Here is a 20439-nt window from a genome sequence, read left to right as displayed (position 1 = left end):
TAACATACAAAGTGTAAAGCATATCTTCTTTCGACATTTTGTGATGACACATACGACTCCATACATCATGAAAAATCCAACTTAAGTCTCACAGGGTAAAATTCATAAAATCATAAAGACACGACGATCAGGAATGATCGCCGCATCTGGTTGTAATGTGATATTATCTACTGTTACTTCTTCACCGTGCTATTATATTGCGCAATCTTGTCTGTAATTTGTTTGGCTGCTGCATCCAATGCTTCCTGTGGTGTACCTTGTCCATTCAGGACGGTTTCAATCGCGCCTTCGACAAGTTGTCGAGCTTCCGGGAATACGCCCATCAAAGCCCCGGATGTTGCTGTCGAATCTGCTGAAGCGTGCAATTGGTCGACGGCTGTCTGGAATTGCGGGTACTTCGCCATATTATCCTTTAATACTTGCTCATTGTAGGCTGCTGTCGTAATAGGGAAGTATCCTGTCGCAACACTCCAGTTCGCTTGTACCTCTGGTGTAGCCAAGTACTTGATGAACTCCCACGCCGCTTGCTGTTGTGCCTCTGATTTGTTGTTCATGATGTACAAGCTCGCTCCACCCACCACAACGCCGCCTTCTTTGGCATCCGCTGGACGAGGCAGGAAGCCTGTTCCCAGTTCAAACTTGCCACCTGAACCTTCTACGATTTTACGCAGACCAGCCGTAGAATCAAGGGTCATACCGATTTGCTGAGCGGTAAATGCTGCTGTTGTATCGTCTGTGCTGCGTCCCAGATTGGAGAGGGTTTTCTCGTCAATCATCTTTTTCCACCATGTTAATGTCTTCACGCCAGCTTCGGAGTTCAGCAGAGACTCTGTAGCGGTTTCAGTTCTTCCGTTTCCATTGTTTACATAATCTGCATTCTGGTTCGCAAAGAATTGTTCCATAAACCAGCCGTAGATCGCCATGGATGCTCCTGGCTTACCGTCTTTCGCCAGTGCTTTTGCCGCTTGCTCAAACTCTTCATATGTCTTCGGCGGGTTCTCCGGGTCCAGACCTGCTGCTTTGAACATATCCTTGTTGTAGTACAGGATCGGGTTCGATGTGTTAAACGGCATGGCGTTCAATTTGCCATCGATCGTGTAGTATCGGATGATGTTCGGTTCCAGTTGGGACAGGTCGAACTGATCCTTGTCGATGAACTGCTGTACTGGCGTAATCATGCCTGAATCAATCATGAACTTGCTACCGATCTCGTAGACCTGGATAATGTCAGGACCGCTGTCTGAGCCCATGGATGCTTTGAGTTTGTTCAGACTTTCATCGTACTTCCCTTGATAGATGGGCTTAACCTGAATGTCGGGATGGCTAGCGTTAAAGTCGGAAGCGAGTTGGTTAATGGCTTTCTCCCCAGCGCCAGACATGGAGTGCCACCACGTCAAATGTGTTGTTTCAGCTGCAGCAGCTTCTGCTTGAGCCCCACTTGCCGGGCTGCTTGTTTCAGCTTTTGTTCCGCAAGCGGAGATGACCAACATGAGTGCAGCCAACATTAATGCAAATGTTCCTCTTTTTTTCAAACGAAATCGCTCTCCTTTTATATGGCTCGCGTAACAATAAGTGCATAGGTGCTGCAAGATGGCCGTTCCGGATATGAATCGTTCTTTTGATCGCTGTTATCCCCGGATTTTTTTCATTCCCCTCTCAAAGGGGAAAATCCGGTGATAAAGGCGAACGCTTCGCTTCTTCAGAATCGATTCTTCTCCTTCACTACTTTTGCAGCTCTTCTAGAAACTTATTGAAAAAGCGAGCCTCATTTTATTCGCTCCTGGTATCCAAAACCGTGACCTCGTACGAAGATACAAGGTTTACATCAAAATCTTTAATACAGAACCTTTAGTTTAAAAACTTAAGATCAAAACCTTCAGATATTCCATTCACTTGAATACTTGTTAAATCCCCCCCTTTTTACCCCTTCAACGCGCCAGCGGCCATTCCGCGGACAAGCTGTTTCAACCCGAAAATCAATAACAGTAAGGATGGGAGAATAACCATTGCTGTTCCGGCAAATACCAGATTCCACGCGGTGGATTCCTGAAACTCCAGCATCGAGATTCCGATCTGTGCGGTTCTCATTTCCGGTGTGTTTGTCACCAGCAGCGGCCAGAGATACGAATTGTACATGCTTAAGAATGAATAGATTGCCAGTGTACCCAGTGCCGGACGGGACAAAGGCAAGACGTGCGATATGAAATAGCGAATATGACCACAACCGTCGATCCTCGCCGCCTCGAACAATTCCTTGGGCAGTTGCATGAAGAACTGTCTAAGCAAGAATGTACCAAACGCCGTTGCCAGAAACGGCACCGTAAGCCCCTGGTAACTATCCAGCCAGCCCCAGCTGCGAACCGTGAGGTAATTCGGGATCATCGTTACTTCCCATGGAATCATCATCGTTGCGACAAACATGCTGAAAATGACGTTTTTGCCTTTGAACTGCATTTTCGCAAAAGCATAGGCTGCCATACTCGCTGTAATCAATTGACCTAGCGTTGTTATTCCTGCGACAAAAAAGGTATTGCCGATAAAACGACCGATCGGAACAATCTCGAATACTTCGCTAAAATTGGACAGATCGATGGAACTCGGAATGATATGCGGCGGATAAGCGCTCGCATCTTCCGGCGTCATCACGGCCATGAAAAAGGTGTACATCACGGGATACAGTACAATTGCTGCACAGATCGTCAGTAATCCATACAACAGCGTTTTGGTCCATGTCGCACTCATTGGTAATGCACTTTCCTTTCTACCCATTTGAACTGGATCAGGGTCAGCAACATAATCACCACGAACAGGATCAGTGCCTGTGCACTACCTGTACCAAAGCGGAAATTAACGAAGGCTTCCTGATAGATGGAATAAACGAATACATTCGTACTGTCCATCGGGCCACCCCGGGTTAGAATGTTGATCTGACCGAACGATTGAAAAGCACCAATGATCGATACAACTGTAACAAAGAATAATGTTGGTGACAGTAGCGGCATCGAGATTTTGCGAAACGTCAGCAATGGTCCTGCGCCGTCAATCTTGGCACTCTCGTAGATCTCATCCGGGATGCCTGCCAAACCACTGGATAGAATAATGTAGTTGAATCCCAGGTTCATCCAGATCGTCATGATGGAGATTGAGATCAATGCCCAATCCGGGCTGGTAAGCCAAGGAATTGGATCAATACCTACTTTGCCAAGCAGATAATTCAGCATGCCCAGAGTCGGATGGAATAGAAACTTCCAGATGACCGCCGACGAACCGACGGATAACACCACGGGCAAAGAGAATACAAATTGGAACACACGCATTCCCTTGAACCGGTTGTGGGTCAGAGCAGCCAGAATCAGAGCAGCCAGCATGCCCGTAGGCACTGTAAACAGGACAAATAGTAAGGTCACTTTCATGCCTTGCATAAACAATCCCGATTGGAACACCGCCTTGAAATTGTCCAGCCCCACATAAGCCGCAATCTGCCCCGTCGGATCTGTGGAATGCAAACTGAGATACACGGATTTAAACATCGGGTAAAACAGAAACACTGCAAACAAAAGCAGCGATGGTGCCAGGAAACCATAGGCCAGCATATTCTCCCGCATTCGCTGCACACGCAGCGAAGCTGTCCGGCGTTCACTCGTACCGGATACACGCCGTTTGGCGGCGGGCAAGCTGATCCGGTTATCAAGCTCACTCATCGGATTTTCTTCCCCCTTGTTTCACGCATTCAGTGTGTGTGAAATGTTACATCAACTTCAGCACCACGTTATCTAGTGTAAGAGTCGAATGTCACAGCAAAATTCATTCTGAATCAACGTAACGTTAATCATGGACAAGAGAGTTTACTCAAATGTGCATCCATTCGAAAGCGATATCCACAACGGATTTCACAACAAAAAACCGCAAGAACTCCCCTTTTTGGAGATATCCTGCGGTTCGATGTGTAAATGGAATATGAACGTTTGCCTATTAAAGAACGAGACTCATTTTACAATAATCTGTAAATCTTCTAAACGAGGTGAAGTTATTAACCGTTAGAGTTAACGATTCAGATGATAAGGTACTGTGGTGACAATCACGTCTTTGTAATTGATCAGATAAGCCCGGATCATGAAGCTGGTCTGGTTGTGCAGTACATTTTGCCACCAATGCTTGGTGATGAATTGCGGAATCAATATGGTGATGTGATCTGTCTCGGCCGTTTTCCACTCTACGGTATCAATGAATTTCTTGAGCGGCCCCATAATGCTGCGGTACCTCGATTTGATCACGACCAGACGAACGCCTGGATTCCACTCCTCCCACTTCTGCTCCATCTTGCGTATGGCCTCATCATCAAATCCAATGTACAGTGCGACCACGTGATCCGACATCGTCTGGGCGTAACTGATCGTATTCATGACGACCCGCGTAATGCCCGCAACTGGAATGACAATGGTATTGCCTTTTTGGGCTGGCTTATCAACCTGGATATCAATGCGCAGCTCATCAGCAATGTTGCAATAGTGACGGTGAATACGCATGAACACATAAACAACGAGCGGCAAAAAGATGAAGATGACCCATGTCTGTGTGAACTTGGTGAAAATAAAGATCAGGGTAATCGATAATGTAGTCAGCATACCGACTGTATTGACCAGCAACTTCATCTGCCAGCCAGACGGCTTGACTTTGATCCAGCGAATCATCATGCCAAGCTGTGACAGGGTAAATGGAATGAACACCCCTACCGCATAGAGCGGAATCAGGCTTTCCGTATTCCCTTTGAACCCGACCACCAGTAACGCGGACATCACACTGAGAAAAATGATTCCGTTTGAGAAACCAAGGCGGTCTCCTCTGACCATAAATGCATGCGGCATGTATTTATCCTTTGCCATCATGAAGGATAGTAGCGGAAAAGCGGAATATGCTGTGTTGGCTGCCAGGAACAGGATCAGCGCCGTTACACCCTGGATGATAAAATACATTGTGCCCCTGCCAAACGTCGCTTCAGCAATCTGGGAAATGACCGTTGCTTTGGGATCAGGCTTCACTCCGTACCCATAAGCCAGTAAGGTGATGCCGATGAACATGGCTCCCAATATACAACCCATGAGCAGTAATGTACCTGCGGCATTTTTCTCGGCAGGCTGCTTGAAGTTCGGGATCGCGTTACTTACCGCTTCCACACCAGTCAAGGCCGAACAGCCGGAGCTGAATGCTTTCAGTAACAGAAACATACTCACATGGGATAAACTTGTTCCGAATTCAGGTGCAGCTGCTTCCATCCCCCCGGCAAGAAATTTGACTCCGCCCGAGATAATCAGAATCGCAATCGAAAAGATAAACAGATAGATGGGGATCGCCAGGACAGACGCTGACTCCGTCACTCCCCGTAAATTCATAATGGTTAGAAAAATAATCATAATGAGTGCAATCACAACACTGTAGTCATGCAGCATCGGAAACGCCGACGTAATTGCATCCGTACCTGCGGACGAACTTACCGCAACAGTCAAAATATAATCGACCAGCAGAGATCCTCCGGCAATCAGACTGGATGTTGTACCCAGGTTATCCTTGGCTACGATATATGCGCCGCCCCCTGTTGGATAAGCAAATATCGTCTGGCGATAGGAGAAAATTAAAATGACGAGTAATCCCAGCACGGCGATGGAAATCGGAACAGAGTACCATAGGGCGGCGAATCCGGCCGCAACGAGCACCAGCAAAATCTGTTCCGTACCGTAGGCAACGGACGATAGGGCATCCGAGGACAGGATGGCAAGCGCCTTCCATTTCCCCAATTTTTCTCCATCCAGTTCAGCCGATTTCATGGGCTTGCCTATTAAGATTCTCTTCATTTTGCCAAGCATGATCATAACTTCCTTCCGTCACTCATCTGTGAAGCATTGTTATTATGCAAAATCGCAGAGCCTTTGACAATACGTCATTTCACCCGGAATTCGCCAGCGCGTGATAATGCATTCTACGATTCAATAATCGATAACAAAGCCATTCTTGTTCAGCAATTTGAACTTTTTTGAACCAAAACGACGATTGTTCGTCAAAAAAAAGAAGTGGCCTTGGGTTCAATGAACCCAAGGCCACTTCCTTGATGTATGCGTTGACGATACAGCAATGTAATTTCCCTGCATCGACCTTGTCCAGACCTGTGCAGCTTCTTTCTTCAGCTTCTATTTAACTGCCCAAAATACCGGGACGAGGGGTAACACCAAACGCTTGCGCCAGTGTAGTCAGCTGCTCATCCGTAATTCTCTGCCGGATCTCGTGACCAGCAACCAGCATATACACCTGGGCTGCCTTCTCGATGGTTTCAATCAGACCAAAAGCTTCGTCAATCGTTGTACCTGTTCCAAATATGCCATGTTGCGGCCAGATGACCGCATGGTATTCTTTCATTTTCTCAGCCGTTTCGCGGCCAATCTCGTTCGACCCAGGAATCATCCATGGAATAATGCCAATGCCATCCGGGAATACAACGACACACTCCGTGCACATCTGCCAGAGGGTCTTGGTGAATTTTGCCTCATCCAATTCGTGGATAAACGTCATCGCCAATACATGAGTGGCGTGGTTGTGCATGACAACCCGATGGTTGGGATCCAATTTCAAACGTTCAATATGGCTCATGAAATGCGTAGGCAACTCACTTGTTGGGTTCGCCCCCGACTTTAATCCCCAGAGCACTTCCAACTCCTGTCCATCTTGCGATACACGCAGCAACCCTAGGTTACTCTCCGGATCAGCGAGTACATTTTTGAAATATTTGCCTGATGCGGTCACGATAAAATACTTGCCTGCCAACTCTTGCACCGAAAATGCCGGTTTGATCTTGCGAATCACATGATGGATATCGATATATTGGGCTACTTCCTCTTCTTCCAGCAGATAACTGACATTACCACCATTACGCTCATCCCAGCCATTTTTCCACATATGTTGTGTAATCTCCGCCATCTCACGGACAAATGGGATATGGAAACCTGCAGCCTGTGGTGTGTCATTCGTAAGGGTCACGTTCATGATCAATCTCTCCTTATATTGAAAATAATATAGCTTGCCACGCACATAGTAAGTTCCTTTTTTCACATTCATTATACCTTTGTTTATCTTTGATAGTCAATAAAAAACACAGAAATATTATTTTATTTATTTTTGATTAGTTTTGTTTATTTGAAAATAAAACAAAAAAATACCCTACCGGCGCCCGGCAGGGTCAGTCACACATCTATTTAACACGAGAAGGGGTTTACAAGAGTTATCATACCTCCGCTACCTTAATAGAAGCTGAAAGCGAAATAAAAAAAGCATGAAAACATATATCCCCGTGGGATAGCAGATTCAGTGCCCCCTTGTCTTTCTGTACATATGTCTCTCAGTCCAAACTATTTTGTTTACTCTAGCATATGCTATTCTAGCTTTTCTCAGGAAAAGACATTCATAAAAAAGGAGATGAACCTATGGCAGTCCTTTCTACCGGCCCAATCGAGAATAACCTCTCCGGTGGCAGCAGGCCTACACAACAAGTCACCATCAAAATGGTCAATACTGATTCCATCAATACGTCCAATATACTCATTGAAGGTTATTCTCTAAATGGAACGCGGACACTATATGTTCAACAATCGGTCAATCTGACCCCCGGACAAGTCTTCTCCCAAACCTATTATGCCAACCTGGATGGATACGAATATGTATTTACCACGGGTGGAGGTGCAGCTGCGTTTACCGAAATTTCAGTGTGGGGCAAGAACAACACTGGGCAACTATCGACAGCACATCGTATTGTTTTGAAGGAATTATCTCCGAAGGGGGAATTATAGTGGCTATAATCTCATCTGGTCCCATTGACAACACTGTATTGGCTGGACCAAGATCCACCCAGACAGTAACGATCAAAATTGATAATGCCGATCCAGTTAACTCCTCAAATGTTCTTATTGAAGGATATGTTCTGGACGGAACACGTACGTTGTATGTATTGGAATCTATAACAGTTGGCCCCAATGCAGTTGCCACCAGGAACTACTATGCCAACCTGAATGGCTTCGAGTTTATTTTCACCACTGGCGGCTTGGCTGAAAGTTTAACGGAAATCTCCATGTGGGGAAAAAATAACACTGGACAATTGGTTGCTGCCCATCGATTGGTAACTTCTGAGTTACTCGGAACTGAAGGTGGCACTCCCGACTTCGAATGGGGACAGACAATCTATTGGGCGGATTCCAGCGCTCCAGGACCAGGCACCGGATCACCCTTTGATCCATTTAATTCCCTTCAGGCTGCTATCGACGCAGCCACGAACAGCCCTCTTGCAGTTACTTTTGGCATGAGAGCCCGTTTGATTATTCTAATCGCTGGTAATTCTTCATTTGATGAAGATATTGTTATCCCACCCGCAAGACATGTGCAGCTTCTCGGCCTCGGGCCATGGCAACTGGGCAACTCTGATCTGGCCAACTTTGCTTCTTCCATCCCTCGCAACGTCACGATCCAAACGAGCCAAGCTGCAGAAGATGTCTATCTGGTTCAAGGACCTGCATTTGATGCTCGTCCTGTTACGGTCATAGGAACGTTTAATGACGGCACGTCCGTCAGCACACACACCAACTATACTGACGGGGCCATTATAAGCGGTAATATCACTTTTCAGAACGTTGCTGCGGTTGACCCGTTCACAACCATTGAGTTTCAACTGCTCAATGCCAGAGTCGTGGGTAATATCGTACAATCGGGTCACATGGGCAATCTGAACACGTACTTGTATCACAGTCGCATCAACACAATGGTCCATACCGGTTTGAATATTCAACGTATGGTAGACAGTGTGTCAGACAGTACCATTAACGTTAGAGGATACTCTCACATTACTAATTCCACAATTAATGGCAATGTGACGGTTACACTGGCCTTGAGTGATGTCCCGCCAACAGGCATATTCAGCAGTCAATTTGGGACGATCACCTGGACAGGACCTTTAACGCTGGATGCCGCCTCCAACTATTATTTTGTGAACAGCGGATCTGCACTTGTCGGAACCAAAACCGTATTATTCAGCATCGCCTAACACGCAATCCCTGTCCTTCACTGGTCGGGGGTTTCTTATTTTCGCAGCACATACGATGGATGCATCTTTCCTGTTGGTTCATACCGTTCATCACCTGTATACTCAAATCCCAGCTTGATCAAGATATGACGTGACACTTCATGATCCGGATGATGCCCGGCAAACAGTGCCTTCACGTTCATTTCGTCAAAGGCATAACCGATCACCGCCCGCGCTGCTTCCTGCGCATACCCTTTGCCCCAGTGATCCCGGGTTAGATGAAATCCCAGTTCATAGATCTCCTCTTTTGGAGAATATGGACGCAGGCCACAGCAACCAACAAATACCCCCGACTCCTTCTCAAAAAAGGGCCAATATTGCACCCCTTCTTCCTTCTGCCTTTGAATTTCCTGTGTTAATCGCGCTTCTACCTCATCCTCGCCTAGAAATCCCTTGCTGCTAATCCACTTGGCAACTTCATGATCGCCCCACAGCGCAAACGCCAGTGCACGATCCCCTTCGTTCCAAGTTGCACATTCCAGCCGTTCGGTTTCAAATAAAATGGTTCTGTTCATTATCGACTAACCTCCTGTATGCCAACACAAGCCTGCGTGCGCCTATACCCTAAATTAATCGAATGAACGCCAAAGTAAACAAATCTGTATAAAGGCGCTGTTAAAGTTTAAAGGTAATACGCACTTATTATTCACTCGACTTTCGCACTTAAAATAATGAGTCAACCCCTTGTGGGCGTAAGAAGATTTAAACAGTACTGTTTCTAGTGACAAAAAAAACACCTCTCTTGTTTGGTATCATGGAAATGTGGATCAACCATAAAAAAAGAAAGGTGTGTAAATGGGCTGTTTTTTGTCAACTACAGAAGGGATTTCTGGTTTACCCAGCTATATCAAGGTTTTTTTTGGTGATATAAGCTGGGGAAGTTGAGTAACAATTTTATCAATATTCATTTCTTACTTTCTATTTACATCTTTTCTTAACTTCACCTCTTCTATTACTTGCTGAATAAAAAAAGGAGCTGCCCAGATGCAGTCTCCTCTCTTTAGATGTAACATTTCTTGTTTCTTAGACATCTTTCAGAATATAAAACTTTATTGGTAATGAAGCGTTGTTTTATTTTCATCACAAGTATCCTATTTTCATGATTCCTACCAAAAGTAGAACCTCTTCTTTTAATAAGGGGGTTCTAGGTTGGAACTAACGTCAATCTACAATTACTAACAGATCACAATTCATTGACTGTACCACAACCATAAGGTTGGCAAGTCTGAATTGTCGAAACAGTATTAATAAATCCAGTATAATCATGATATCTATAATAGTGATGGTCTCTCCTAATGAATAAAGTCCCAGTGGCACCATTAATAACACCTTTAGTGTATGTTTTTGTTATCCAATAGGCTCTTGGTGCATCTTTAGAAAGATAATAACCGCCAATGCTTACAAGTATTCCAGCTATTTTTCCACTTACAGGTCCGCCTATAAAGGAAGCAAGTATACCTGCTACTGCAGAGGCTGTGGCATATATTATCTCAGTTGAATTTTCTACTTTGCCTTTATATTCATAATCATCTGCTAATGCCTGTGGAGCGTAACTGAGATCTTCATAAACGGGTCTAACTTTTTTGATTTGCATAATTCACTTCGCCGGTTTGCAGGTTTTCATACTTTACTTTGCTATCATCGACTTTTGTAATTTTTAACTCATCTTCTCCATTTGAATCGGTCGCAATATAGTAATTGTCATATTGAACTAATGTAGAACCATCTGTAAAAGTTACAGAATTACTGGTTGTGCTTTCAACTAAATCTAAGAGGCTTTTATCCACTTGTGACACTGGCAAAGAAGATGGTAAATCTACCTGATCCTGAGCAAAGGCTGGTAGTGAGATAGATGTAGAGAGCAGAACTCCCGCAAAAAATGTTTTAGAAATTTTTGATCCTATCATTTATTATCCTCCATTCATTCTTTACTTCTATTTCTTCTTTTTCCTGAAGAAATCGAACTTGATCACATAATCAAAAAGAGACGTAATTACAATAGCTCCAATTGGAATCAATAAATAAATCCAAAACGGATTATTTGGAGCTTCACCAGGGGGGGCATCAGTTAAAAAAACATAAAGAACAACACAATAAATTATGGCCACTACAATACCTGTTATGTTTCTATTTTTCATAGTTGTTTTCCACCTCTTGTTCATAGAAATTCAAAATATTGTATTTCCCACCCAAAATATAATATAACACATATTTGGAATAATTTCTCTCTTTTATCTATTACTCTATAATATCGATTGTAAAAATAATAGATTTTGTGAAGCCAGGTCTCCACTCCATACGGCAACCTATGGCGGGTTATTTCTTTTATAATTTTAATTTTTTCTTATGAAAGACTCGCTTTGTTCTGTTAGTTATAGTAATTTATAGGTTCGCATTTATGTGATTATTAGTAGTTGTTACTTCTACTTCCTCTTCAGAAAGGATTTACCCTTCTACGTACGCTATCGTTGTTCCAACGAATTTAACGTTTTCATCTACTGCCTCACCATAATAGGAAGCGGCAAGTATTTTATTAACTTCTATTATCTCAAAATACTCCTTTAAACCTATGTCTATCCACAAAAAAGAAAAACCCCCGTCGACAAGATGGCCGACAGAGGTCAATTAGACCCGCAACAACAATTAGAAATCAGATGTTGCCACTTGAATCGTACCTGTTGAAGCACCAGCTGCACTTGTCAATAAGGCAGCTACGAGCAGCAAGTTTACAGACAGTGTAAGGCTGTTGCCGGCAGGAATTAAATACGTGATGACAGGTGCATTCACGCGAGTAACAACCAAATCGACTGCAAACGGACCAAAGTTGTTAACCGTGATGCTGGCATTGGTGCCCCCAGCCAAATTCTCATAGTAGGATTTGCCCACGCCTGCTGCCAAATTATAAAACTGTTGTGGTAAAAGGATGGCCATTGAAATCACCTCCTTTTGCTTTGATACGGTATTCTATGCTTGAAATCTATTAAAGCAACGGTGAATACCCTTGTCATAGTGTCCAATTTTGATAGACTTCATAGATTAATAGACGACTGTACGCAAAAAGCCCCACCGGAATGTCCGATGGAGCCAACTAAGATTACTTTACATTACAACTATAGTTACGCATACAGCATGAAAAAGTTTAACTCATGTCCCTGCTGCTTAAGATAGTTGTACAGTTGGGAACGATGATGGAATACATGCGTTACCGTTTCAATCTGCCATTGTACCTGCAAGTGACCATGTTCCATATAAAAAGCTTTTGTTGAACGATTCAAAAAGTCATCCTCGCTCAATCCCGTGATATATGCTTTGTAGGATTCGAAATTGCTCCACAACGTTGCTTCCAGCTTCTCGATATCCTGAATTCCGGACAAGCTATTCTCCACCAGCCCAACCTCAGCTTCACCTTTTTCCTGCATAATGGCAAGATCGGATGCGGTAATCTGGATAAAATGATGCACTAGCTCCACCAATGAACGCATATTCTCCTGTGGACGATAAGACCAATCCTCCGAACGGATCAAGCGAATTAACGAAGCCCCCGTCCGTACGCCTGTTTCCAACTCATTTAACAAGTGATCCCGAATCTGCAATGTTCCATTCATATATGATGTCTCCCTTATCTTTTATTCTCACACTTTGAGTATAACTGAAGGTTCTAAAGATCTATTGTACAAATCGGACAACATTCGGCCATGCTCCCTGGATGCTGTCAACGGAGTCTCTCCATAAAACTTGCGAAATTGCCGAATCAGATGGGCTTGGTCAAAAAAACCATGATTCTGGGCAAGCATTGCCCAGTCTGCCGTGTTCCCCTGATGAATATCACTCAGCACACGATGAAAACGAACCACCTCACTGAATCGTTTGGGACTGATTCCGACCCATTCCGAGAACTTGCGATGCAGCTGCCGTTCACTAATCACTTCACGTATCGCCAGCTCTTGGACACTCATACGTCCCCCATCCATAAAGATGCGGTGCAGCACGTTTTTCATCAAATTGTTCTCCCATGTGCTTGCCTGCACGGTCAACGGACTCAAGTACGCATTCATAACCTCTACTCGCTCTGCAAAATGATTCGTCTCGGCCATCCGTTCCTGAAGCTCGTTCAGCTTCTCCGGCCAACATTCCTGAAGTGTAATTCGCTGATCCGTAAACCACTCCAGAGGCATGCCATGGAAGACATGCGCTCCACCCGGGAAGAACCGGACACCAAAGGTGTAGTCTCCAGCAGGAGCATCATCATCAGATTGCTCAGGTACAGTGAACGGTTGTGTATAATTGCCACAGTAAGCGTAGGAGTGCTCTGAACTAACGGGATCGTATGTAATCAGCATATCCGTGCAACCATCCGGCAATACCCGGGCAGGTACAGATATCACCGACTGATCTGGACTCTCTCCCCTAGCAACATCCGCCTGTGAGTTCGGAAGAGATCCCGATTCCCAATAACAGGCCACATAAGCCATCAAATCGGAGGCAGGTATTTTCTCAACATAATAACTGTTAGAATACGTTCCATTTATCTGAATCGGCTTAAACAACGGGTGCAAGCTGTGATCCACTATGCAATCCTCCGATCACTAGAGTTGGTTACATATTATGTATTCATCTATCATACCATCAACCGAACAAATGAAGAAAAAAAGTGCCCTACCGGAGGACAATCCGATAGGGCCAGTCACACATCTATTTAACACGAGAAGGGGTTTACAAGACTTATCTTACCTTCGTAACCTTAATAGAAACTGAAATTGGGATGAATAACAGATCAAAATTCAATATGAATAACAGTATTCAGACATTCAATTCAGCCCGTGCAGTTTGCGAAAACGTTCGGGACTCATGCCTGTATGCCTTTTGAACATCGCACAGAAATAACTGGCGTTCTCGTAACCCACCCGATCAGCAACTTCATATATGCGGAGTTCTCTCTCACTGAACATAAGCTGTTTGCTCCGATTGATTCGTTCCTGGTTCACGTAAAATACAGGTCTGGTATGCAGCGCCTTCTGAAAAAGCCTGCACAAATATTGGGGAGAGACCACAGCCACATCGGCTAGTTCTTTCAGCGAAAGTGACTGATCCAGATGCTCTGCGATATAACGCAGCACAGGCTTCAAACGCTCCAGTTCATCATTATAATTGGCGGATGCGATGAGCAGAGGCTTCAGATCCAGTAGCAGGGCATATAATTGTTTGGAGCATTCCACATCGTAATCTGCGTAATCCGTCGTATCCCCATTCTCTCCTCTAACCAGAAGCCGCTCCAGGCCACGTAGCAGCGTGGCTGTTCTGAGTCTGCACACGCGTGAACCGGTTATCCCCGCATAAGACAATAACTGGCTGGCTTCTCTCCCCTGAAACGATACCCAAGCCAGCTCCCAGCGGTCACTGATGGGCATATATCGATGCGGGACATCAGGATACAGGAAGAAAACGTCACCCGGTCCGACGATATACTCGTCATCTTGTATAATCAATCTCCCCTGACCATGAATAATCTGGTGAATCTGATAATCCGGAAATCCCTCTGGACGCTCGGTTTCATATTGGTGTTCCCAGTAACCAACCGTGGTCATATAGATCGGCAGGCGAGCAGCTTCTTCTGTTTTACCAAAAAAAATACGGGTATCCATCCAGTACATCCCTTTCTCCATCGTTAGTTTCATATTGTGATACATATGGGCAATATTCTTTATTCTCTAAGTTATCATTCAATTCTATAATGACAATATTATAACATTTCAGAAGGAGTTGCTGTTATGCGAAAGAAACTGGTATACACCCCTCCGGCTAATGGATACCCGGAATGGAACAATAATCCCGAGACCTTTCAAGTAGGCCGCCTACCCGCACATGCGTCTATGGTAGCGTTTCCATCTGTAGAAGAAGCGTTATCCAATGAATCCAGCGCATCGCCATGGTACGCATCACTGAATGGTCAGTGGAAATTTGCCTTTGCGGAGACACCGGAGGAACGGATTGCATCCTTTTATGAGAACAACTATGATGCCAGTGACTGGGACGAAATCGCCGTTCCTTCCAACTGGCAGCTGCAAGGGTACGATTATCCTCAATATACGAATATGACGTATCCATGGGTTGAGCGCGAGCCTGAACTGAAGCCGCCATTTGCACCAACGAGTTATAATCCGGTGGGTTCTTACATCCGTACGTTTACGGTTCCTGCTGACTGGAAAGACCGGCCTGTCCTGCTGCACTTTGAGGGCGTTGAATCCGCCTTTTATGTATGGGTGAACGGTGAACTGGTCGGTTATAGCGAGGACACTTTCACGCCCGCAGAATTCGATATCACTTCGTATCTAACGGAAGGTGAGAACAAACTGGCTGTGGAAGTATATCGCTGGTGTGATGCGAGCTGGCTGGAGAATCAGGATTTCTGGCGGTTAAGTGGAATCTTCCGTGGTGTATATTTGCATTCACCTTCACCGGTTCAGATCGCCGATTTCTTTGTTTGTACTGAACTGGATGACGCATATCAGGATGCGGAGTTACAGCTGGATGTGAAGTTATTTAATCATAATGCCGCGCAGACCCCTGCCGAATTGTCCGTTCAGGCGCAGCTCTATGATGCACAGCAGCAGACTGTATTGAAGCAGCCACTTACTGCGGCGGTTACTTTCCAGGGCGGGGATGAACTTTCATTTAATTTGTCAGCAGAGGTTATAAAGCCACTTCTATGGAGCGCCGAGTCCCCTCATCTGTATACACTTGTGCTGTCCATTCAGAATGAATCGGGCGAAACACTGGAGGCTGTTCGCAGCCGCATCGGATTCCGCAAGTTTGAACTGAAGGACGGCCTGATGCAAATCAATGGCAAACGCATTGTGTTCAAAGGCGTGAATCGTCATGAATTTTCCCCGGATAAGGGTCGAGCCATTGGTCGGGAAGACATGATCCGTGACATCGAGTTGATGAAGTCCTATAACGTTAACGCTGTGCGCACATCCCATTATCCGAATCAGTCACTCTGGTACGAACTGTGTGATGAATATGGCCTCTATGTCATTGACGAAACGAATCTGGAGACTCACGGCACGTGGTACTATGGTCAAAAGGAAATGAACGAAAACAACATCCCAGCGAGTAAGCCGGAATGGCGTAACAACGTCATAGATCGCTGTAACTCGATGTTCCAGCGGGACAAAAACCATCCGTCCGTGATTATCTGGTCTCTGGGTAATGAATCCTTCGGCGGCGATAACTTCATCGCCATGTACGATTATCTGAAACAAGTCGATCCCACCCGTCTCGTTCATTATGAAGGGACTTTCCATTATCGCCCTTCCGATTCGGCAAGCGACATTGAATCGACGATGTATATCAGCCCTGAAAATGTAGAGAATTATGCTCGCATGCAAGGACCGAAGAAACCTTATATTATCTGCGAGTACAGCCATGCCATGGGTAACTCTTGCGGCGGTCTGCATCTGTATTGGGAATTGTTCGATAAATATGATGTGTTGCAGGGTGCATTCATCTGGGACTGGGTCGATCAGTCCATTCGTACCAAGACGGCAGACGGTGTGGAATATTTCGCTTATGGCGGAGATTTCGGTGAATCCCCTCATGATGGCAATTTCTGCGGAAACGGGCTCATTCTGGCCGATAAGACGGTTACGCCGAAGCTCGAAGAAGTGAAGAAATGTTATCAAAACGTTCGTATGGAAGCCATTAACGTCAAAGACGGCCTGCTGCGTATCCGAAACCAGTTCCTCTTCACGGATCTCAGCGACTATTCGCTCGTATGGACAGTAACGCACGATGGCGTATCCGTAGAAAACGGTTCGTTGGACATCGCGGTATCTCCAGGTGAATCGGCTGAAGTCCGCATCCCTTACACACCATCATCCGATCTGTTGTTCAAGGAAGCAGTACTGACTGTATCTCTGGTTACCAAAATTGCAACCAAATGGGCAGGAACAGGTCATGAGATTGCCTGGGACCAGTTCGTGGTATCTCCACGATTGCGTCCAATACAACCGGTACTCCAAGGGCAAGGCAATGCGGTACATGTTCAAAATCTGCAAGATGAACTTAGGGTGGCAACGGATATAGTAACCTTGAGCTTCAATCCAGCTACTGGCGTGTTAACGTCCTATCAGATCAAAAATCATGAGCAATTGACCGCACCTGTCCGGCCGAATTTCTGGAGAGCCATGACAGACAATGATATGGGGAACCGCCTGAATGAGCGTTCTGCCTTCTGGAGAGATGCTCACACTACCAACAGATTAATTCGCTTCAAGCACCATACAGACGAGCAAGGCATTCTCGTGACGAGCGATTATACGTGGGATCAACATCCGGGATGTACGTTGTGCATCTCGTACCGTATTGATCCGGATGGCGTATTGGAAATCAGCCAAACCCTTGTTCCAGGGGAGGGCTTACCTGATCTACCCGAGTTCGGTATGCTGATGCAACTGAGTAACAGCCTGGATACAATCTCTTGGTACGGCAGAGGGCCGCACGACAACTACGCAGACCGTCTGACGAGTGCACGTCTCGGCTATTACACAGGTGCGGTTCAAGATCAATTCGTTCCATACCTGAAACCACAAGAGTGTGGTAACAAAACGGATGTACGCTTTGCTGATATCACGTCAGCGGATGGTCAGAGTGGTCTGCATATTGAAGCCAACATCCCCTATGAAATTAATGCGTTGCCGTGGACACCTGAGGAACTGGAAGCCAATGACCATGTGTATAAATTGCCTCAGAGCACACAGACTGTGGCACGCATCAATTACAAACAAATGGGTGTCGGTGGAGATGACAGTTGGGGCGCACGTACCCATGCTGAATACACCTTGCCGGCCAACCGAGCGTATCACTTCACTTTTACGGTAAGACCTGTATAACATCAAGCAAGCACTGCTGGCAGTATGCCGGCAGTGCTTTTTTTTTGTATAAGAAAACCCCCAGTTCGACTGGGGGTTCCGGAAAGCTTATAGCTATAAGTAGTCCATCTTTTGACCTTCATGATAAAATGAGTGCCGGTCTGCCAACCGCACGGATGAAATCAAGGAGGGAGAAAGATGGACAAAAGCAGTCTAGCACATACGAAATGGAACTGCAAATATCATATTGTATTTGCGCCTAAATATCGAAGACAAGTGATCTATGGGAAGCTCAAAAGGGAGATTGGGAAGATTATTCGAGAGTTATGCGAGAGAAAAGGTGTAGAAATATTGGAAGCGGAAGCTTGTGTGGATCACATCCACATGCTGGTGAGCATTCCGCCAAAACTGAGTGTGTCGGAATTTATGGGATATCTAAAGGGGAAAAGCTCTCTGATGATTTTCGATAAGTTTGCCAATCTGAAATATCGATATGGCAATCGACAGTTTTGGTGCAGAGGATATTACGTGGACACGGTAGGAAGAAACAAGAAAGTGATCGCCGAATACATTCGGAATCAGCTAGTGGAGGATAAGAACTACGAACAGCTGACCATGAAAGAACTATTGGACCCGTTTACGGGTGAGTCTGTGAAAAAAGGCAAATAAAAAGCCCCTTTTAGGGGCAAGCCCGGAACCGCTCGCGGTTGGCAGACTTTCAGTGCGCCTTCTTAGGCGCAAGCTAGTACCATGCCCTTATAGGGCTGATGGAAGCCACCGGCTAAGCCGGTGGTTATGACTATTCATACAATCTTACATTTTTGAAAGATTCGTGAAAGATAGATACATAGGAGTTACAACCAACATTGATTATACTTTAAACAAACAAGATGCTGACAATGAACATAAAATAAATGGAGGGGTTACAAATGGATTTAATACAAGTTATAGGCAGAATATTGCCTATCTTAGCTATTGCATTGGCCGCTGGAGTTGTTGTAATCGGTATTACTTATTCAATATATATTGCGTATAGGAAAAGAGGGGGTAAAAGAAGCGTAACTCGCAGGCAATTTATATCGTCATTTTTGATCTTGGGTTGGTTTGTTATTGTTATGACTTTAACCACATTTAGCAGAGGGGCTAATTATGAGGGTTGGATCAATTTAGAGCTATTCAGTGGCTATATAAACGCATGGAATCAATGGTCGTTGAGCGAATTCCAGCTCATCATTTTTAACATGTTGATGTTCGCGCCACTCGGTTTCATACTTCCGCATATCGGAATGAAAACGCGTCACGTTAAGTCCGTGCTACTCATATCGCTGTTGGTAACGTTGGGTATCGAAATTTTTCAAATGATCACCGGCAGGGGAATATTTGAACTTGATGATATTCTACATAATACACTAGGTAGTATGGCAGGATATTTGTTGATGAGAGCGATCCTCGACAGTGTTGAGCAAAGAAAGATCACCTTAAGATCACTATTGAAGGCACTCTGCATACCACTAGCTTTTACGATGCTTATTTCTAGTGCTTTTATCATTTATCACAACAAAGAACTTGGCAATCTCTCCATACGTCCAGCTATTTCTCAAAATATGAATCAAGTCGAAGTAACGCTTAACACAAGGTTACCGGATGAGGCCGAGAAAGTGTCTCTTTATCGCAGTAGTGAAATTCACAACCTGGAATATGCCAAACGAGTTTCCTCTTTAATGAAGGATTATTTTGAATTACATCAGAAAGGTAGCATATCTATTGATGGATACAACCGAATTTGGAGTTTTCTTGACAATACGGGAAGAGAATATACCTTTAATTATGACGTCAGTAGCGGCACATGGTGGCTGTCATCTAATATCGAAGCAAGCTCCCCTGTAGAGCCGGAAGATTTAATCAAACAAGGACAAGAGTATGGCAGTTGGTTGATTCAGAATGACATATTGCCTAAGAATGCGATATTCAGCACGCAAAATGGAGACACGGTTCGATGGGATATCGAAAAAACAGTTACAGATATCGCCAAGGGTGACCGCAATTATGATACCGGAATAGTTATGATTGTCCCATCAGCAGAACCTATGATTCCTCAGAATTTATTTTACTCTCTGAATAAAAATATTTATGTGCGAGTCGTTGATATTATCAGTCCGGCTGAGGCATACAAAGAGATTCCCAAGGGAAACTTTTCGATCTATAACAACTTGAAAAAAGGGGACAAACTACATGTGAACAAGTATGAACTGACTTACACTTATGATTCAAAAGGTTATTATCAGCCAGTTTATCGATTCGAAGGAGAGATCAATGGAGAGAATTGGGATGCTTTGATCCCAGCAGTAATGAATTGATTTCAGCTTCTACGTGCCTTGATGTATGAGTTTGAAGTTTTTCATGAGAACATTATAATAAGTAGGGTGCTAGAACGATGAAATTATTTTGATTACG

General features: G+C 44.7%; 18 protein-coding genes. 5 read left to right on the top strand and 13 right to left on the bottom strand.

Annotated features, from left to right (window positions below; all coding sequences use genetic code 11):
• Positions 1 to 173: 173 nt before the first annotated feature.
• From ABTV53_RS06125 to rhaD, 5 genes are all read right to left on the bottom strand, one after another.
• On the bottom strand, positions 174 to 1532 hold the full coding sequence (locus ABTV53_RS06125) for an ABC transporter substrate-binding protein (RefSeq protein WP_433751647.1): 1359 nt from the start codon (positions 1530 to 1532) through the stop codon (positions 174 to 176).
• Between the two features lie 388 nt (positions 1533 to 1920).
• Positions 1921 to 2742, bottom strand: a complete 822-nt coding sequence (locus tag ABTV53_RS06120) for a carbohydrate ABC transporter permease (protein ID WP_433751645.1) — start codon at positions 2740 to 2742, stop codon at positions 1921 to 1923.
• Positions 2739 to 3701 (bottom strand): carbohydrate ABC transporter permease, encoded by a 963-nt coding sequence (locus ABTV53_RS06115; protein ID WP_091033725.1) that lies wholly within the window; start codon positions 3699 to 3701, stop codon positions 2739 to 2741. The genes ABTV53_RS06120 and ABTV53_RS06115 overlap by 4 nt, the downstream gene beginning before the upstream one ends.
• 342 nt (positions 3702 to 4043) lie before the next feature.
• A complete protein-coding gene (locus ABTV53_RS06110) occupies positions 4044 to 5861 on the bottom strand; it encodes an APC family permease (protein WP_433751644.1) in 1818 nt (605 codons plus the stop codon).
• Between the two features lie 325 nt (positions 5862 to 6186).
• Positions 6187 to 7032 (bottom strand): rhamnulose-1-phosphate aldolase, encoded by an 846-nt coding sequence (rhaD, locus tag ABTV53_RS06105; RefSeq protein WP_433751643.1) that lies wholly within the window; start codon positions 7030 to 7032, stop codon positions 6187 to 6189.
• Positions 7033 to 7469: 437 nt separating this feature from the next.
• On the opposite strand from rhaD, the gene ABTV53_RS06100 reads away from it, so the two are divergent.
• Positions 7470 to 7832: a hypothetical protein gene (locus tag ABTV53_RS06100; RefSeq protein WP_433751641.1), complete on the top strand. Its 363-nt coding sequence runs from the start codon at positions 7470 to 7472 to the stop codon at positions 7830 to 7832.
• On the top strand, positions 7832 to 9076 hold the full coding sequence (locus tag ABTV53_RS06095; protein WP_433751640.1) for a hypothetical protein: 1245 nt from the start codon (positions 7832 to 7834) through the stop codon (positions 9074 to 9076). The genes ABTV53_RS06100 and ABTV53_RS06095 overlap by 1 nt, the downstream gene beginning before the upstream one ends.
• Positions 9077 to 9111: 35 nt before the next feature.
• Here the strand turns inward: ABTV53_RS06095 and ABTV53_RS06090 are convergent, their stop codons facing one another.
• The 8 genes from ABTV53_RS06090 to ABTV53_RS06055 form a co-directional block, all read right to left on the bottom strand.
• Entirely contained in the window at positions 9112 to 9630 is a 519-nt protein-coding gene (locus ABTV53_RS06090; protein ID WP_433751638.1) for a GNAT family N-acetyltransferase, read from the bottom strand.
• Between the two features lie 668 nt (positions 9631 to 10298).
• Complete coding sequence (locus tag ABTV53_RS06085) at positions 10299 to 10709, bottom strand: hypothetical protein (RefSeq protein ID WP_433751636.1); 411 nt, start codon at positions 10707 to 10709, stop codon at positions 10299 to 10301.
• Entirely contained in the window at positions 10690 to 11022 is a 333-nt protein-coding gene (locus ABTV53_RS06080) for a hypothetical protein (protein ID WP_433751635.1), read from the bottom strand. Before ABTV53_RS06080 ends, ABTV53_RS06085 begins: the two co-directional genes overlap by 20 nt.
• A 27-nt stretch (positions 11023 to 11049) precedes the next feature.
• Positions 11050 to 11253, bottom strand: a complete 204-nt coding sequence (locus ABTV53_RS06075) for a hypothetical protein (RefSeq protein WP_221819147.1) — start codon at positions 11251 to 11253, stop codon at positions 11050 to 11052.
• Between the two features lie 505 nt (positions 11254 to 11758).
• Positions 11759 to 12046 (bottom strand): hypothetical protein, encoded by a 288-nt coding sequence (locus ABTV53_RS06070; RefSeq protein ID WP_310338432.1) that lies wholly within the window; start codon positions 12044 to 12046, stop codon positions 11759 to 11761.
• 185 nt (positions 12047 to 12231) lie between these two features.
• On the bottom strand, positions 12232 to 12720 hold the full coding sequence (locus tag ABTV53_RS06065) for a DinB family protein (RefSeq protein WP_076216923.1): 489 nt from the start codon (positions 12718 to 12720) through the stop codon (positions 12232 to 12234).
• 27 nt (positions 12721 to 12747) lie between these two features.
• Positions 12748 to 13683: a helix-turn-helix domain-containing protein gene (locus tag ABTV53_RS06060; RefSeq protein ID WP_433751633.1), complete on the bottom strand. Its 936-nt coding sequence runs from the start codon at positions 13681 to 13683 to the stop codon at positions 12748 to 12750.
• Between the two features lie 240 nt (positions 13684 to 13923).
• Positions 13924 to 14757 (bottom strand): AraC family ligand binding domain-containing protein, encoded by an 834-nt coding sequence (locus ABTV53_RS06055; protein ID WP_433751632.1) that lies wholly within the window; start codon positions 14755 to 14757, stop codon positions 13924 to 13926.
• Positions 14758 to 14883: 126 nt separating this feature from the next.
• On the opposite strand from ABTV53_RS06055, the gene ABTV53_RS06050 reads away from it, so the two are divergent.
• The 3 genes from ABTV53_RS06050 to ABTV53_RS06040 all read left to right on the top strand — a co-directional run bounded on the left by ABTV53_RS06050 (position 14884) and on the right by ABTV53_RS06040 (position 20342).
• On the top strand, positions 14884 to 18006 hold the full coding sequence (locus tag ABTV53_RS06050) for a glycoside hydrolase family 2 TIM barrel-domain containing protein (protein WP_433751631.1): 3123 nt from the start codon (positions 14884 to 14886) through the stop codon (positions 18004 to 18006).
• 177 nt (positions 18007 to 18183) lie between these two features.
• On the top strand, positions 18184 to 18654 hold the full coding sequence (gene tnpA / locus ABTV53_RS06045; protein ID WP_433751629.1) for an IS200/IS605 family transposase: 471 nt from the start codon (positions 18184 to 18186) through the stop codon (positions 18652 to 18654).
• Between the two features lie 260 nt (positions 18655 to 18914).
• Complete coding sequence (locus ABTV53_RS06040; protein ID WP_433751628.1) at positions 18915 to 20342, top strand: VanZ family protein; 1428 nt, start codon at positions 18915 to 18917, stop codon at positions 20340 to 20342.
• Positions 20343 to 20439: the final 97 nt, after the last annotated feature.

The organism is Paenibacillus amylolyticus (assembly GCF_050990605.1).
Lineage (GTDB): Bacteria > Bacillota > Bacilli > Paenibacillales > Paenibacillaceae > Paenibacillus > Paenibacillus amylolyticus_H.
Note: the sequence above shows the minus strand (reverse complement) of the source record. Positions and strands in the feature narration are given on the sequence as shown.